This is a genomic window from Methylobacterium brachiatum, from assembly GCF_020523825.1.
GTDB classification, from domain to species: Bacteria; Pseudomonadota; Alphaproteobacteria; order Rhizobiales; family Beijerinckiaceae; genus Methylobacterium; species Methylobacterium brachiatum.
On record NZ_JAJALK010000002.1, the window covers coordinates 624,631 to 637,577 of the forward strand.

Genomic DNA, 12,947 nt, shown 5'->3' on the forward strand with positions numbered 1-12,947 from the left:
CCTTGTGCGGGTCCAGGGCAGAGCCCTGGTCTCTCGGGGGCTCCGCCCCCGAACCCCTGCCAAAGGGCTTGCCCTTTGGGATCCCGGATTCATTCAATCCGCGATGAACTTCAGGCGGTGGTCGCGGTAGAGGTCGACGATCGCCGCGGCGGTCTCCTCGATCGAGCGGCGGGTCACGTCGATGGTCGGCCAGCGGTTCTTGGTGAACAGCCGGCGGGACATGGTGATCTCGTCGGCCACCGCCGAGCGGTCGACATACATCGAGGATTCGTCGGCGTTGAGGCTCGACAGCCGGTTCTGGCGGATCTGCACGATCCGCTCCGGCGAGGCGAACAGCCCGACCACCAGGGGCTTGCGCGCCCGCTCGATCGCCGGGGGCAGCGGCATGCCCGGCACCAGCGGCAGGTTGGTGGTCTTGAGCCCGCGATTGGCCAGGTAGATCGAGGTCGGCGTCTTCGAGGTCCGGCTGACCCCGAGCAGGATCACGTCGGCCTCCTCCAGGTCCTCCGGCAGGTTGCCGTCGTCGTGGGCCAGCGTGAAGTTCATCGCGTCGATGCGCTTGAAATACTCCGCGTTGAGCATGTGCTGGGCGCCCGGCCGGGCCGTGGTCTCGGCCCCGAGATAGGCGCGCAGCAGGTCGTGGACCGGCCGCAGCACCGACAGGCAGGGCGAGCCGGTCTCCCGGGCGACCTCTTCGAGCCGCTCGCCGAGATCGCCGCCGACCAGGGTGTAGAGCACGAGGCCCGGCGCCGCCCGGATCTCCGAGATTACCCGGTCGAGCTGCGCCGCCGAGCGCACCAGCGGATAGACATGCTCGATCGCCGAGACGCCCTCGTACTGCGCGGCCGCCGCCCGGCCGACATTGATCAGCGTCTCCCCGGTGGAGTCGGAGACGAGGTGGAGGTGGAAGTAGCTGCGGCCCATCCGGTCTCCTTCGCCTCGGCGGTCGGGTTATCCACCGCGGGCCGCCAGGGGAGTCGATGAGTGTGGATAGGATGCGGCTTCGGGCAGGTCCAGGGCGCAGGGGCTGCGCTTTATCGACTCCGCCGTTCACAGGTACGCCGTCGAGGCGCGCGGAATCCGGGCGCTTGGGAGAATCCGGGACGCAACAGGGGCGCGTACCGGACTCGGCGTTCGCAAGCCGCTGTTGGACTTGGCCGTTCTCGCAACATGGAGCGAATCCTTTAAAGCCTCGTTAACGGCGCGGCGGCGGGGACGGCCTGTGGACCCGCTTGCACCACCGTGTTGAGGCCCCCCAATAGAAAAAACAGAGTCCTAGAATCTCTCTTTTCTTTTCGAGAGGGGCCTGTGTGGGGATCCGGCGCGCCTCGACTCGACAGGACGGTCGCCGACAGGCATGCGGGATGACGAAGACGGGATGGGAGCGACGATGACGGGGACGGAGCGCATGTCCGAAGGCAAGTCCGACCGGAAGGTGCTGCGCGTCCTCGAGGGCGAAGCGATCGGACCGCCCCCCGCCTGGATGATGCGCCAGGCCGGCCGCTACCTGCCGGAATACCGGGCGAGCCGGGCCGAGGCCGGCTCCTTCCTCGACCTCTGCTACAGCCCGGACTTCGCCGTCGAGGTGACGCTCCAGCCGATCCGGCGCTTCGGCTTCGACGCCGCGATCCTGTTCTCGGACATCCTGGTCGTCCCCCACGCGCTCGGCCAGGACGTGCGCTTCGTGGAAGGCGAGGGGCCGCGCCTCGATCCCCTGGACGGCCGCGAGGCCTTCGGGCGGCTGCGCGAGGCCGGCGATCCGGCGATCTTTTCGCACCTGGCTCCGGTCTTCGAGACCGTGAAGCGGCTGCGCTCCGAATTGCCCGGCGAGACCACCCTGCTCGGCTTCTGCGGCGCGCCCTGGACGGTGGCGAGCTACATGATCGGCGGCCGCGGCACCCCGGACCTCGCCCCCGCCCGGGCGCTGGCCGAGGGCGACACGGCCCTGGTCGACAGCCTGATCGACCGCCTCGTCACGGTGCAGACCGCGTATCTCGTCCGCCAGCTCGAGGCCGGCGCCGACGCGGTGCAGATCTTCGAATCCCATGCCGGCACCCTGCCGCGCGCCGTGCCCGCCTCCGGGGACATCGTCGAGCCGGTGGGCGACGTGACCGAGAGCGCCCTGCCGGGCGAGGCGGCGATGGACGCCCTGACCCGCTGGTCGCTCCGCCCGATCGCCCGGATGATCGCCGGCGTCCGCGCACGGGTGCCGCACGCCAAGATCATCGTCTTCGCCCGCGGCTCGGGCCTCGACGGCCATGGCCGGGTGGTGCCGGAGACCGGGGCCGACGCGGTCGGCGTCGATTGGGCGGTGGACCTGAAGGCCCTGCGCCGGCAGCTGCCCGCCACCACGGTGACCCAGGGCAACCTGCATCCCGACACGCTGATCGAAGGCGGCGACGCCCTGGATGCCGGGGTCGACGCCGTGCTGGAGGCGACCGCGGGCCTGCCGCACGTGTTCAATCTCGGCCACGGCATCACCCCGCAGACGCCGGTGGCCCATGTCGAGCGCATGCTCGCGCGGCTGCGCAGGTAGGCCGTGCTCTACGATTGGCTCAAGGCCGGGCACGTCATCAGCCTGATCGCCTGGATGGCGGGCATGCTCTACCTGCCCCGGCTGTTCGTCTATCACGCGAGCCTGCCGCCGGGCTCGGACGGGCAGGCCGCGACCTTCAAGGTGATGGAGCGCCGCCTGCTCAAGGCGATCATGAACCCCGCCATGATCGCCACCTGGGCGTTCGGGCTGACGCTGGCCTGGATGAGCGGCTACTACGCCAGCCCCTGGCTCCAGGCGAAGTTCGTGCTGGTGCTGGCGATGTCGGGCATCCACGGCTGGCTCGCCCGGATGGTCAAGGATTTCGCCGCCGACCGGAACACCCGCGGGCACAGGTTCTACCGGGTGCTCAACGAGGTGCCCACCCTCCTGATGATCGGCATCGTCATCCTGGCGATCGTCAAGCCGGGCCTCTGATCCCGGGATCCTGTGATCCGGCTCCCCGCACCGCCGGCATGCCCGGAGCCTTTCGCCGGCCGGGCCGTTGGGGGGCCATGACCAAGGTTTTCGCCCTCGCCCTGCCGCTGGCCCTCCTGCCTCTTCTCGGCGCCGCCCCCGCCGGGGCCGCGAGCTTCGCCTGCGACAAGGCCGAGACCCAAGACGAGAAGGCGATCTGCGCCCATCTCCCGCTCAATGACATGGATGTCGAGATGGCGACTCGCTTCGCCATCCTGAAAGACGTCCTGCCGATGGGCGGCCAGACCAAGCTGCGCGACGACCAGGAGACCTGGCTCAAGGAACGCCACGCCTGCGGCGGCGACATCGCCTGCCTGCGCGGCCTCTACGAGACCCGGCTCAAGGTGCTGCGCGGGGTGCTGGCGGAATTCGCCAAGCAGGGGCCGCAGTGAGGGTGGTTCGGGCCATCGGGTGATCGGTCGGCTTCGCCCACGCCGCTATTGCCAGCGGAGCGCAGCAATCCGGGGCAGCGCGCGCTCTGAGACCGTGGCGGTTCCCTGGATCACATCGCTTCGCTGGTGATGACGGGACCCAGGTTGACGCACGTCACAGGGACGATCCCATCCACCCCCTCATCCTGAGGTGCCGAAGCGCAGCGGAGGCCTCGAAGGAGCTATCCAGCCCGCCGCGCGATCCCTGGAGGGCTCCTTCGAGGCCGCTAACGCGGCACCTCAGGATGAGGGGGGTGGATGGAAAGACCGCCGCTCAAGGCTTCGCGCAGCGATCAGCTCGATCCCGCTGAAGAATACGCTTCTTCTAAGCGACAGCCACAGCAATTTACAGCCACCGCTCCCGCGGCCCCGCAGGCGTCACGCCACAAGCGGCAGCGCCGCCGCATCGGCCCGGCAGGCGGCGACGCAGGCCCGGGCCAGGGACTCGGTCGCATCCACCATCACGCCCGCGAGCTCATCGTCGAGGGCGGACAGCGCCACCGGGATCTCGGTGCAGGCCATCACCACCCGGCGGCATCCGGCCGCCACCAGGGCCCGGGCCTGGGCTTCGAGGATCAGGGCCGCCTCAACCACCCGGCCGGCCTTCACCAGGTCGATCGCCGCGACCACCGCCTCCTGTCCGTCCGGATCCGGGCTCAGGCCGGTGAAGCCGTGCCGGGCGAGCCGCTCCGGGTAGAGGCCGACCCGGAGGGTCCCGGCGCTCGCCAGGAGGCCGATCGGGCCGCCGGCGAGGCCGCTCCCGGCGAGGTCGTCGGCCACCGCGTCGACGATGTGCAGGATCGGCAGCGCCGTGCCCGCCTGGAGCGCCGCGTGCCAGTGATGGGCGGTGTTGCAGGGAATCGCGATCCGGGTGGCGCCCGCCGTCTCCAGGCGGGCCAGGGCCGCGCGCATCGCCGGCAGCGGGTCCGGACCCCGGCCCAGGATGGCGGAGGCCCGGTCGGGGATGTCGACCGCCGAGCAGACCAGGGTCGGGATGTGGTCCTGGTCGCGCCGGGCCGGCGTCGCCCGCACCAGCTTGGCCAGAAAGTCCGCCGTGGCCAGCGGACCCATCCCCCCGAGAACACCGAGCATCTTCGCCTCCGAACGTCGCGGAGACCGTCATGAAGAGCGAAGGCAGGCGGGTCCAATGCCGTGTCGGCACGGGCCATGCCGGTCCGGCATGGTCGGGTCTCCGCCCCGACACCCCGCCAAAGGGCTGGCCCTTTGGCAACCCGGTTTCAGCCTACCTCGGAGGCCAGGGCGTGGGCGGCCTGCCAGACCGCGTCGAGGGCCGGGTGGCGGCGGGCGGCGTTCCGGTAGAGGCGGATCTCCAGGGCGGTCCCCGATCCCGAGGCCACGAGGCTGCCCTCGGCGAGCTCACGGGTGACCAGGCTCTCGGGCAGCCAGGCGAGGCCATGGCCCGCCAGCGCCATGAACTTCAGCGCCTCCGCCATGGCGTTCTCGTTGACATGGGCCGCCGGCATCGGCTCGGCACTCTGCGCCACCACCCGGCCCAGGAAGGAATCCGCCGGGTAGCCGAGACCGGGCAGGTCGGCTTGCGCCGGACCCGGCCGGTGCACCGGCACGAGCCTGTCCCGGCCGATGACGCGGTGCAGGAACGCCGCGGGGTCGAGGGGGATCGGCACGCCGGGATGATGGTAGGTCAGCAGCAGGTCGTGGCTGCCCTCGGCCAGCGCCTGCACGCAGGCGTGGAAGTCCCCCGGCAGCAGCCGGCTGCCCAGGGGCCCGGTCCGGGCCTCGATGTCCCGGTACCAGCCTGGGAAGACGGTCAGTGCCAGGGTGTGGAGTGCCGCCACCGACACCGCCCGGGCGGCCGGCCGGGTTCGGGCCCGCAGCGCGGCGCGGCCCTCGTACAGGAGCCGGACCGTCTCCTGCGCGGTCTCGCGGAACAGCTGGCCCTCAGGGGTCAGGGCGGTCGGGTAGGTGCTGCGATCGATCAGCGGGACCCCGAGCCAGCCCTCGAGCGCCCGGATCCGCCGCCCGAAGGCCGGCTGGGTGACGTGGCGCTCCACCGCCGCGCGGGAGAAACTGCCGGTGCGCGCGAGGCTCAGGAAGTCCTCGAGCCATTTCAGCTCCATCGCCGGGTGTCTTAGAGCCGGGCCAGCAGCCGCTCCGCCAGCGGGTTCTCGGCCGCGAAGGCGTAGTCGACCCGCCGGACCGTCACCGCCCGGGCGCCGGCCTCGACCAGGGCGCCGGCGAGGGCGAACACGGCCCCCTCGGGGCAGCGCATCACGATCTCGCCGTCGCTTCCGCGCGGGGCGCCGTAGGGCAACTCGGCCTCGTGCAGGCCCGCGATCGTGGCGAGGTCGATGGTGCCGCTCTCCGGCAGGGCGGCCCGGACCTCCCGGGTGGTGCGGGCGCGCTCCTCGGCGGCGATCCGGCCGAGCACCGTGCGCAGAGCCGTCCGCTGGTCCTCGCCCCAGGGGGCCTTGAGCGAGGCGACCAGGTTGGCCTCGGAGCGCAGGATGATGCCGTCGTCCAGCACCTTCAGGGCGTTGGCGCTGAGCGTCGCGCCCGTGGTGGTGATGTCGACCACGATCTCGGCCGAGCCCGCCGCCGGCGCGCCCTCGGTGGCGCCCAGGCTCTCGACGATGCGGTAATCGGCGACGCCTTTCTCGGCGAAGAACCGGCGGGTCAGGTTCACGTATTTGGTCGCCACCCGCAGGCGGCGGCCGTGGCGGGTGCGCATCAGGGCCGCGACCTCGTCGAGGTCGGACATCGCCCGCACGTCGATCCAGGCCTGGGGCACCGCCACCACCACGGTGGCGTTGCCGAAGCCGAGCGGGGTCAGGAGCTCGACCTGGCCGCGCACGTCCGGCAGGGTCTCGCGGATCAGGTCCTCGCCCGTGATGCCGAGATGGGCCGCCCCGGAGGCGAGCTGCGCGGCGATCTCCGAGGCCGAGAGGTAGCGCACCTCGACCCCCGGCACGCCCACGAGCTTGCCGCGATAGTCGCGGGCGCCCGCGCCCTGGGCGAGCCGCAGGCCGGCCCGGCCGAAGAACGCGCTGGCATTCTCCTGGAGGCGCCCCTTGGACGGGACGGCGAGGATCAGCGGCATGGCGTCCGAATCCGAGGAGGTCATCGGCCGGCTCCCGCCACGCGCTCGACCCAGAAGGTGCAGCCCACCGCGGGCAGGGGCGCCGCGCTGCCGAGATGCCCGAGCAGGCCGTCGTAACGGCCGCCGCCGACCAGGATCGGGCCGTCGCCCTCGTTCACCTCGAAGATGAAGCCGGTGTAGTAGTCGAGGTTGCGGGCGAAGCCGCCCTGGAACCGGAAGCGCTCGATCGGCAGGCCCCGGGCCGCGATGAAGCCGGTGCGCTCCTCGAACAGGTCGAGGGCGGCAGACAAGGCGTCGTGGCGCAGGCCCGCCTCGGCCACCAGCCCGCGCAGGTCGCGGGCCGCCGCGTCCGGATGGCCGGCGATGGCCCGGTAGCGGTCGAGCACGGCGCGGTTCTCGGCGTTGAGCCCGGCGCCGCCATTGGCCTGCGCGGCCGCCTTGCCGAGGAAGCGCTCGGCGATCTCGCCGGCGCTGCGGCCGCCCACCGCCGAGATGCCCGCGATGGCCAGCACATCCTCCACGAAGGCGCGCACGCCCCGGGGGTCCTGGCCCTGGATCGCGGCCAGCAGGCCGGCATGCGGATCCTCGGGGCGCGCGCCCTCGCCGCCATTGGTGACCTCGTCGAGGGAGCGCCCGGCGGCGAGGGCCCGCAGGGTCCGCCGCTTGGCCGCCGGCGGCACCGCAAGGCCGTCCAGCAGAGCCACGGTGAGGCCCATATCGCCGAGCCGCACCGCCGGGTCGGTCCGGCCGAACAAGGCGAGGCCCTCGAGGGCCAGCCCCAGCACCTCGGCATCGGCGGCGGGCGTGTCGGTGCGCCCGATCGATTCGATGCCGGCCTGGAAGAACTCGTCGGGCTCGTCGGCGGCGAGCCGGAAGACCGGGCCGCAATAGCTGTAATCGGCCGCCTGGCCGTCGGCCTGGGCCCGGTGCAGGCGGCAGACCGGGATCGTGAATTCCGGCCGCAGGCACAATTCGGCCCCGGCCGCATCCTGGGTGACGAAGATCCGCCGGCGGATATCCTCGCCGGACAGTTCCAGGAACGGCTCCACCGGCTGCAGCACCGGGGGCGTCACCGGCCGGTAGCCGGCCGCACTCAGATGCGCGAGCAGCCGCGTCCGCGCCGCGTCGCCTGCCCCCGTCTCACCGGCCTCCGGTCGTGTCATCGCATGTCCCTCGCGGGCGCTCTCTAGCAATCGCAGTCGCGCTTGGCGACACGTAGAGATCCTGGGTTCCCAAAGGGCTCAGCCCTTTGGCAGGGGTTCGGGGGCGGAGCCCCTGAGGAACGCGGGCTCTGCCCGCACCCGCAAAAGGTCACGGACCTTTTGAAACCGGGACTCAGCCCGCGATGGCCGGGAAGTGGCGGGCCAGGACGGCGCGGACCTGGGCGACCAGGTCGGCCTCCGGGCAGGAGAATTGCGCCGGCCGGGCGGCCTTCCACTCGGCGTTGCTGCCGATGGATTCGGCGGCGCGGGCGCCCTCGATCAGGTCCTTGATCTGGATCTCGCCGGCCAAGCGCTCGTTCGAGCCCTGGATGATCGCCACCGGGGCGCGGCGGCGGTCGGCGTATTTCATCTGGGCCTTCATGCCGGCGGCGCCGAGATAGAGCTCGGCCCGGATCCCGTCCGCCCGCAGCAGGGCGACCAGCCGCTGGTAATCGGCCATGTTCTCGCGGTCGAGGACCAGCACCACCACCGGGCCGGGGGTCTCGGTGCCGGCCAGAAGCGGGCTCTTGACCAGCTGGAGCGCCGAGAACAGCCGCGAGACGCCGATGGAGAAGCCCGTGGCCGGCACCGGCTCGGCCCGGAACCGCCCGACCAGGCCGTCGTAGCGCCCGCCGCCGGCCACCGAGCCGAAGCGCACGGTCTGGCCGTCCTCGTTGGTCACTGGGAAAGTCAGCTCGGCCTCGTAGACCGGGCCGGTATAGTATTCGAGCCCGCGCACCACGCTCGGATCGGCGCGGATCACATCGTGGCCGTAGCCCGCCGCCGCGCAGAGCCGCATGATCGCGTGCAGCTCGGCGATGCCCTCGCGGCCGGTCTCGGATTCGCCCACCGCCTCGTGCCAGCCGGCGAAGAATTGTTCCCAGAACGCCATCTTGTCGGCGCCGTCCCCGGCATCGGCCTGGAACGACACGTAGGCCAGGATCCGCGACACCGCACTGGCGTCGAGGCCGGCGCCCTTGGTGAAGTCGCCGCTCTCGTCCTTGCGGCCGGCGCCGAGCAGGTCGCGCACGCCGTCGACGCCGAGGCGGTCGAGCTTGTCGATCGCCCGCAGGACGGTCAGCCGCTGGCCGGCCTTGTCGGGGCCGGCGAGGCCGATCGCCTCCATGACCCCGTCGAGCACCTTGCGGTTGTTGACCTTGACCACGTACTGGCCGCCGAGCCCGAGCCGGTCCAGGGTGTCGGCCATCAGCATGCAAGTCTCGGCATCGGCCGCGACGCTGCCGGCGCCGACGATGTCGGCATCGAACTGCATGAACTGGCGGAACCGGCCGGGCCCCGGCTTCTCGTTGCGGAACACGTAGCCGGCCCGGTAGCTGCGATAGGGCTTGGGCAGGGAATCGTAATTCTCGGCCACGAACCGGGCGAGCGGCGCGGTCAGGTCGTAGCGCAAGGAGAGCCAGGCCTCGTCGTCGTCCTGGAACGAGAACACGCCGGCATTCGGCCGGTCGAGGTCTGGCAGGAACTTGCCCAGCGCCTCGGTATACTCGACGAACGGGGTCTCCAGGGCCTCGAAGCCGTAGAGCTCGAAGCTCTTGCGGATCGTCTCCAGCATCCGCCCCTGGGCGGCGATCTCGTCGGCGCGGCGGTCGACGAAGCCGCGGGGCAGGCGGGGTTTCAGGGTTTCGGCCCGGCTTTCGGCCTTCGCGGTTTCGGGCTTGGACATGTGAACGCGTTCGCTTCCCGCGGACCCGGAGCCCGGGTCCGGTGTGAGTCGTCCCCGGCGCGGCGGGGATCCTGGGCCGGGCTCTAGAGCATGACGGGCGAAAGGGGAATTCGGTTTCCGGGAAGCTTCCTCGGCCGCCTATCCCGCGCCGTCATCGCGCGTCGCGAAGCGACCCAGGGCAACGCGACGTTCGGGGAATGCGCGCTGCGCTGGGTTGCTTCGCTGCGCGCGCGATGACGGTGGCGGGTGGGAACGCTCGTCAAACCCTCAATACGGCGCGGTCAGCTTGAGCCAGAGCAGGACCGCGAGGCTCACCACGGCGATGGGCATCTGCAGCGGGCGCAGGCGGGCATGGGCCAGCGGCACCTCGCCGGCGCGGGCGGCGATCGGATCGAGGATTCCGATGGCCGCGTAGCCGAGGATCAGCATGGCCAGCGCCGGCACCGCCTTGCCCATCACCGCCGAGAACAGGCTGAACAGGCCGAGCGCGTACAGGATCAGCATCGTGACGATCTGGGCGAGTCGCGGGCCACCCTCGGTGCGGAAGCTGACGCCCCGGTGGACGCCGGCCAGGAACAGCAGGATCGAGGCGGCGTAGAGCAGGGTGAACAGGGCCACGAGATAATCGAGCGGCTGCCCGTTCAGCCACCAGGCGGCGGCGGCGCCGACGGCGATCGGCACCATCGGGCCGAAGCCGAACACGATGTCGAGCCATGGGATCCGGCGCGGCTCGTGCGCGGTGATGGTGCGTCCGGTGGCGTCGTCGCGCATGTTTGTGGGGCCGGGCTCTCGGGTGACGGGTTTGCTGCGCTGCGGCGCCGGGACGGGGAACGGCCCCGCGGGACCCCGGTTCCGCGCGGAGCCCTTTAGCGCCGCGCGAGCCGATCCGCGAGGTCCGGCCTGCGCTGGGGGCGTTCAACGGATCGTGACGGGTGAATGCACGTCTTCGAGAGGTGCCGCCGATTCCTAAAATTCTAAATGAGACTGCGTCTCCCTCCCTCCCTCTGCCGGGGAGGGGATGCGTGGGGGAGTGGTCACGGCCCCATCCCGCGACGAAGCCGGCCCGTCGTCACCGATCCCGCGGGCCCCCGGGCGCCTCCGATCCATCAGCCCCTTGAGTGCGGTGGCGAAACGCGTTATTTCTTGTGGGCCCTCTTCACAAGGTCAGCGCCGCAGCGCGCCCGTGAGCCGCGAGGGTCCTGCCGAAAACGGTCCAGCCAAGACGATCTTCGGGCCCCTCGCTGTTCCAGCGCGGCCCGCTCTCCGGCGCCCGTCCCCCGGGTTGCTTGGCGCAGAACCGGCCCTCCCACCTTCTCCGTCGGTTGCAAGACACCCCATGACGCCACATCCCGACGCCTTCGCCGATCCCCTGGCCGATCCCGAGACCGCGGATCAGGCCGACGCGCCCGCCACCCCGGGCACCGTCGCCGTCCTCGAGGGCGTGCGCGAGGTCAAGCTGTTCGACCTCAAGGCCAAGACGCCCACCGACCTGATCGCCTTCGCCGAGGAGGTCGAGGTCGAGAACGCCTCGACCATGCGCAAGCAGGAGCTGATGTTCGCCATCCTGAAGCAGCTCGCTGCCAAGGAGGTCGAGATCATCGGCGCCGGCACCGTCGAGGTGCTGCAGGACGGCTTCGGCTTCCTGCGCTCGAACGACTCGAACTACCTGCCCGGCCCGGACGACATCTACATCTCGCCGACCCAGATCCGGCGCTTCGGCCTGCGCACCGGCGACACCGTCGAGGGCCCGATCCGCGGCCCCAAGGACGGCGAGCGCTACTTCGCGCTCTTGAAGGTCAACACGATCAACTTCGAGAACCCGGAGAAGATCAAGCACAAGGTCCATTTCGACAACCTGACGCCGCTCTTCCCCACCAAGCGGTTCAAGCTCGAGCTCGAGAATCCGACCAAGAAGGATTTCTCGCCCCGGATCATCGACATCGTGGCGCCGATCGGCAAAGGCCAGCGCGCCCTGATCGTGGCGCCGCCGCGCACCGGCAAGACCGTGCTGATGCAGAACATCGCGCAGTCGATCACCCTCAACCACCCGGAATGCTACCTCATCGTGCTGCTCATCGACGAGCGGCCCGAGGAGGTGACCGACATGATCCGCTCGGTGAAGGGCGAGGTCATCGCCTCGACCTTCGACGAGCCGGCCACCCGCCACGTGCAGGTCGCCGAGATGGTGATCGAGAAGGCCAAGCGCCTGGTGGAGCACGGCCGCGACGTCGTCATCCTGCTCGACTCGATCACCCGGCTCGGCCGCGCCTACAACACCGTGGTGCCGTCCTCCGGCAAGGTGCTGACCGGCGGTGTCGACGCCAACGCCCTGCAGCGGCCCAAGCGCTTCTTCGGCGCCGCCCGCAACATCGAGGAGGGCGGCTCGCTCTCGATCATCGCCACCGCGCTCATCGACACCGGCTCGCGCATGGACGAGGTGATCTTCGAGGAGTTCAAGGGCACCGGCAACTCGGAGATCATCCTGGACCGCAAGGTCTCGGACAAGCGCATCTTCCCGGCGATCGACATCACCCGCTCCGGCACCCGCAAGGAGGAGCTGCTGGTCCCGCCGGACGCGCTCAAGAAGACCTACGTGCTGCGCCGCATCCTCAACCCGATGGGCGTCACCGACGCGATCGAGTTCCTGCTCGACAAGCTGCGCCAGACCAAGAGCAACAGTGACTTCTTCGACTCGATGAACACCTGATCGGGTCGATCTCAGGGGCTCCGCCCCCGAACCCCGCCAAAGGGCTTGGCCCTTTGGAAACCAGAGACCGCGTTGACCTTCTCCTAACCCGTGCCTGCCATGGTCGGCCTTGGGAGCCAGGTTGCGTATCGGCTCCGCGACAGCCCCGCCGACCGGTTCATCCCGGCGGCGGGGCTCGTCGCAGCCTTGCTTCGGCAACCCGATCCGTGACACTGGCGCGATGCCCCGCTCGCCCTGGCTCCGTCCGGATCCGCTCCTCCTCGCCTCGACCAGCCCGACCCGGCGCCTGCTCCTGGAGAGCGCGGCCCTGCCGGTCGAGACCGCATCCCCCGATGTCGACGAGCGCGCCGTCGAGGCGTCGAGCCAGGGATTGTCGCCGCCCGACCTCGCCCTGCGCCTCGCCCGGGCCAAGGCCGACGCGGTGGCCGCCCGCCATCCGGGCCGGGTCGTGATCGGCGCCGACCAGGTCCTCGAACTCGACGGCACGATCTTCCACAAGCCCCGGGATTCCGACGCGGCGCGCGCCCAGCTCGCCCGCCTCGCCGGCCGCAGCCACGCCCTGCATTCCGCGGTGGCGCTCGCCGGCGCCATCGACGACGCCTTCGTGGAGACCGCCCGGCTGACGATCCGCCCCCTCGATGCCCGGGCGATCGCCGCCTATGTGGACTGCGCTGGCGCCGAAAAGGTGCGCGCCAGCGTCGGCGGCTACCAGCTCGAGGGACCGGGCATCCACCTATTCGATTCGGTCACCGGCGACCATTCGACCGTGCTCGGCCTGCCGCTGCTGCCGCTGCTCGCCCGCCTGCGCGCCGCCGGCTATCTGGATTTCTAGGG

The 12,947-nt window shown here is 71.0% G+C and carries 12 protein-coding genes; 5 read left to right on the forward strand and 7 right to left on the reverse strand.

The window, feature by feature from the left end; all coding sequences use genetic code 11:
• Positions 1 to 93: 93 nt before the first annotated feature.
• Complete coding sequence (locus tag LGR69_RS06615) at positions 94 to 924, reverse strand: pyruvate, water dikinase regulatory protein (RefSeq protein ID WP_007565296.1); 831 nt, start codon at positions 922 to 924, stop codon at positions 94 to 96.
• Between the two features lie 454 nt (positions 925 to 1,378).
• Between LGR69_RS06615 and LGR69_RS06620 the strand changes: the two genes are divergently transcribed.
• The 3 genes from LGR69_RS06620 to LGR69_RS06630 all read left to right on the forward strand — a co-directional run bounded on the left by LGR69_RS06620 (position 1,379) and on the right by LGR69_RS06630 (position 3,402).
• A complete protein-coding gene (locus LGR69_RS06620; protein WP_370881379.1) occupies positions 1,379 to 2,536 on the forward strand; it encodes a uroporphyrinogen decarboxylase in 1,158 nt (385 codons plus the stop codon).
• Between the two features lie 3 nt (positions 2,537 to 2,539).
• Positions 2,540 to 2,971 (forward strand): protoporphyrinogen oxidase HemJ, encoded by a 432-nt coding sequence (hemJ, locus tag LGR69_RS06625; protein ID WP_122161759.1) that lies wholly within the window; start codon positions 2,540 to 2,542, stop codon positions 2,969 to 2,971.
• Positions 2,972 to 3,048: 77 nt separating this feature from the next.
• Positions 3,049 to 3,402: a lysozyme inhibitor LprI family protein gene (locus LGR69_RS06630; protein ID WP_230365531.1), complete on the forward strand. Its 354-nt coding sequence runs from the start codon at positions 3,049 to 3,051 to the stop codon at positions 3,400 to 3,402.
• 417 nt (positions 3,403 to 3,819) lie between these two features.
• Here LGR69_RS06630 and cuyB read toward each other — a convergent pair whose 3' ends face one another.
• The 6 genes from cuyB to LGR69_RS06660 all read right to left on the reverse strand — a co-directional run bounded on the left by cuyB (position 3,820) and on the right by LGR69_RS06660 (position 10,177).
• Entirely contained in the window at positions 3,820 to 4,533 is a 714-nt protein-coding gene (gene cuyB, locus LGR69_RS06635) for a cysteate racemase (protein ID WP_230365532.1), read from the reverse strand.
• 146 nt (positions 4,534 to 4,679) lie between these two features.
• A complete protein-coding gene (locus tag LGR69_RS06640; protein WP_230365533.1) occupies positions 4,680 to 5,540 on the reverse strand; it encodes a LysR family transcriptional regulator in 861 nt (286 codons plus the stop codon).
• Between the two features lie 11 nt (positions 5,541 to 5,551).
• Complete coding sequence (gene hisG / locus LGR69_RS06645; protein ID WP_007565279.1) at positions 5,552 to 6,544, reverse strand: ATP phosphoribosyltransferase; 993 nt, start codon at positions 6,542 to 6,544, stop codon at positions 5,552 to 5,554.
• Positions 6,541 to 7,683 carry an ATP phosphoribosyltransferase regulatory subunit gene (locus tag LGR69_RS06650; protein ID WP_122161753.1) on the reverse strand — a complete coding sequence of 381 codons (1,143 nt, stop codon included), beginning with the start codon at positions 7,681 to 7,683 and terminating at the stop codon, positions 6,541 to 6,543. Before LGR69_RS06650 ends, hisG begins: the two co-directional genes overlap by 4 nt.
• A gap of 172 nt (positions 7,684 to 7,855) precedes the next feature.
• A complete protein-coding gene (gene hisS / locus LGR69_RS06655; protein WP_230365534.1) occupies positions 7,856 to 9,406 on the reverse strand; it encodes a histidine--tRNA ligase in 1,551 nt (516 codons plus the stop codon).
• A 267-nt stretch (positions 9,407 to 9,673) separates the two neighbouring features.
• Positions 9,674 to 10,177, reverse strand: a complete 504-nt coding sequence (locus LGR69_RS06660; protein ID WP_007565273.1) for a DUF3429 domain-containing protein — start codon at positions 10,175 to 10,177, stop codon at positions 9,674 to 9,676.
• Between the two features lie 565 nt (positions 10,178 to 10,742).
• Here LGR69_RS06660 and rho point away from each other — a divergent pair.
• Together rho and LGR69_RS06670 are read left to right on the forward strand one after the other, a co-directional pair.
• Positions 10,743 to 12,113, forward strand: a complete 1,371-nt coding sequence (rho, locus tag LGR69_RS06665) for a transcription termination factor Rho (protein ID WP_007565271.1) — start codon at positions 10,743 to 10,745, stop codon at positions 12,111 to 12,113.
• A 220-nt stretch (positions 12,114 to 12,333) separates the two neighbouring features.
• Positions 12,334 to 12,945, forward strand: coding sequence for a Maf family nucleotide pyrophosphatase (locus tag LGR69_RS06670; protein ID WP_230365535.1), 612 nt, complete (start codon positions 12,334 to 12,336; stop codon positions 12,943 to 12,945).
• Positions 12,946 to 12,947 lie beyond the last annotated feature (2 nt).

What these genes read in the sequence shown, in the direction of transcription:
- hisS (WP_230365534.1), bottom strand. Translation starts at nt 9,406, where the DNA reads ATGTCCAAGCCCGAAACCGCGAAGGCCGAAAGCCGGGCCGAAACCCTG.
- LGR69_RS06630 (WP_230365531.1), top strand. Translation starts at nt 3,049, where the DNA reads ATGACCAAGGTTTTCGCCCTCGCCCTGCCGCTGGCCCTCCTGCCTCTT.
- hisG (WP_007565279.1), bottom strand. Translation starts at nt 6,544, where the DNA reads ATGACCTCCTCGGATTCGGACGCCATGCCGCTGATCCTCGCCGTCCCG.
- rho (WP_007565271.1), top strand. Translation starts at nt 10,743, where the DNA reads ATGACGCCACATCCCGACGCCTTCGCCGATCCCCTGGCCGATCCCGAG.
- cuyB (WP_230365532.1), bottom strand. Translation starts at nt 4,533, where the DNA reads ATGCTCGGTGTTCTCGGGGGGATGGGTCCGCTGGCCACGGCGGACTTT.
- LGR69_RS06650 (WP_122161753.1), bottom strand. Translation starts at nt 7,683, where the DNA reads ATGACACGACCGGAGGCCGGTGAGACGGGGGCAGGCGACGCGGCGCGG.
- LGR69_RS06620 (WP_370881379.1), top strand. Translation starts at nt 1,379, where the DNA reads ATGGGAGCGACGATGACGGGGACGGAGCGCATGTCCGAAGGCAAGTCC.
- LGR69_RS06660 (WP_007565273.1), bottom strand. Translation starts at nt 10,177, where the DNA reads ATGCGCGACGACGCCACCGGACGCACCATCACCGCGCACGAGCCGCGC.
- LGR69_RS06670 (WP_230365535.1), top strand. Translation starts at nt 12,334, where the DNA reads ATGCCCCGCTCGCCCTGGCTCCGTCCGGATCCGCTCCTCCTCGCCTCG.
- LGR69_RS06640 (WP_230365533.1), bottom strand. Translation starts at nt 5,540, where the DNA reads ATGGAGCTGAAATGGCTCGAGGACTTCCTGAGCCTCGCGCGCACCGGC.
- LGR69_RS06615 (WP_007565296.1), bottom strand. Translation starts at nt 924, where the DNA reads ATGGGCCGCAGCTACTTCCACCTCCACCTCGTCTCCGACTCCACCGGG.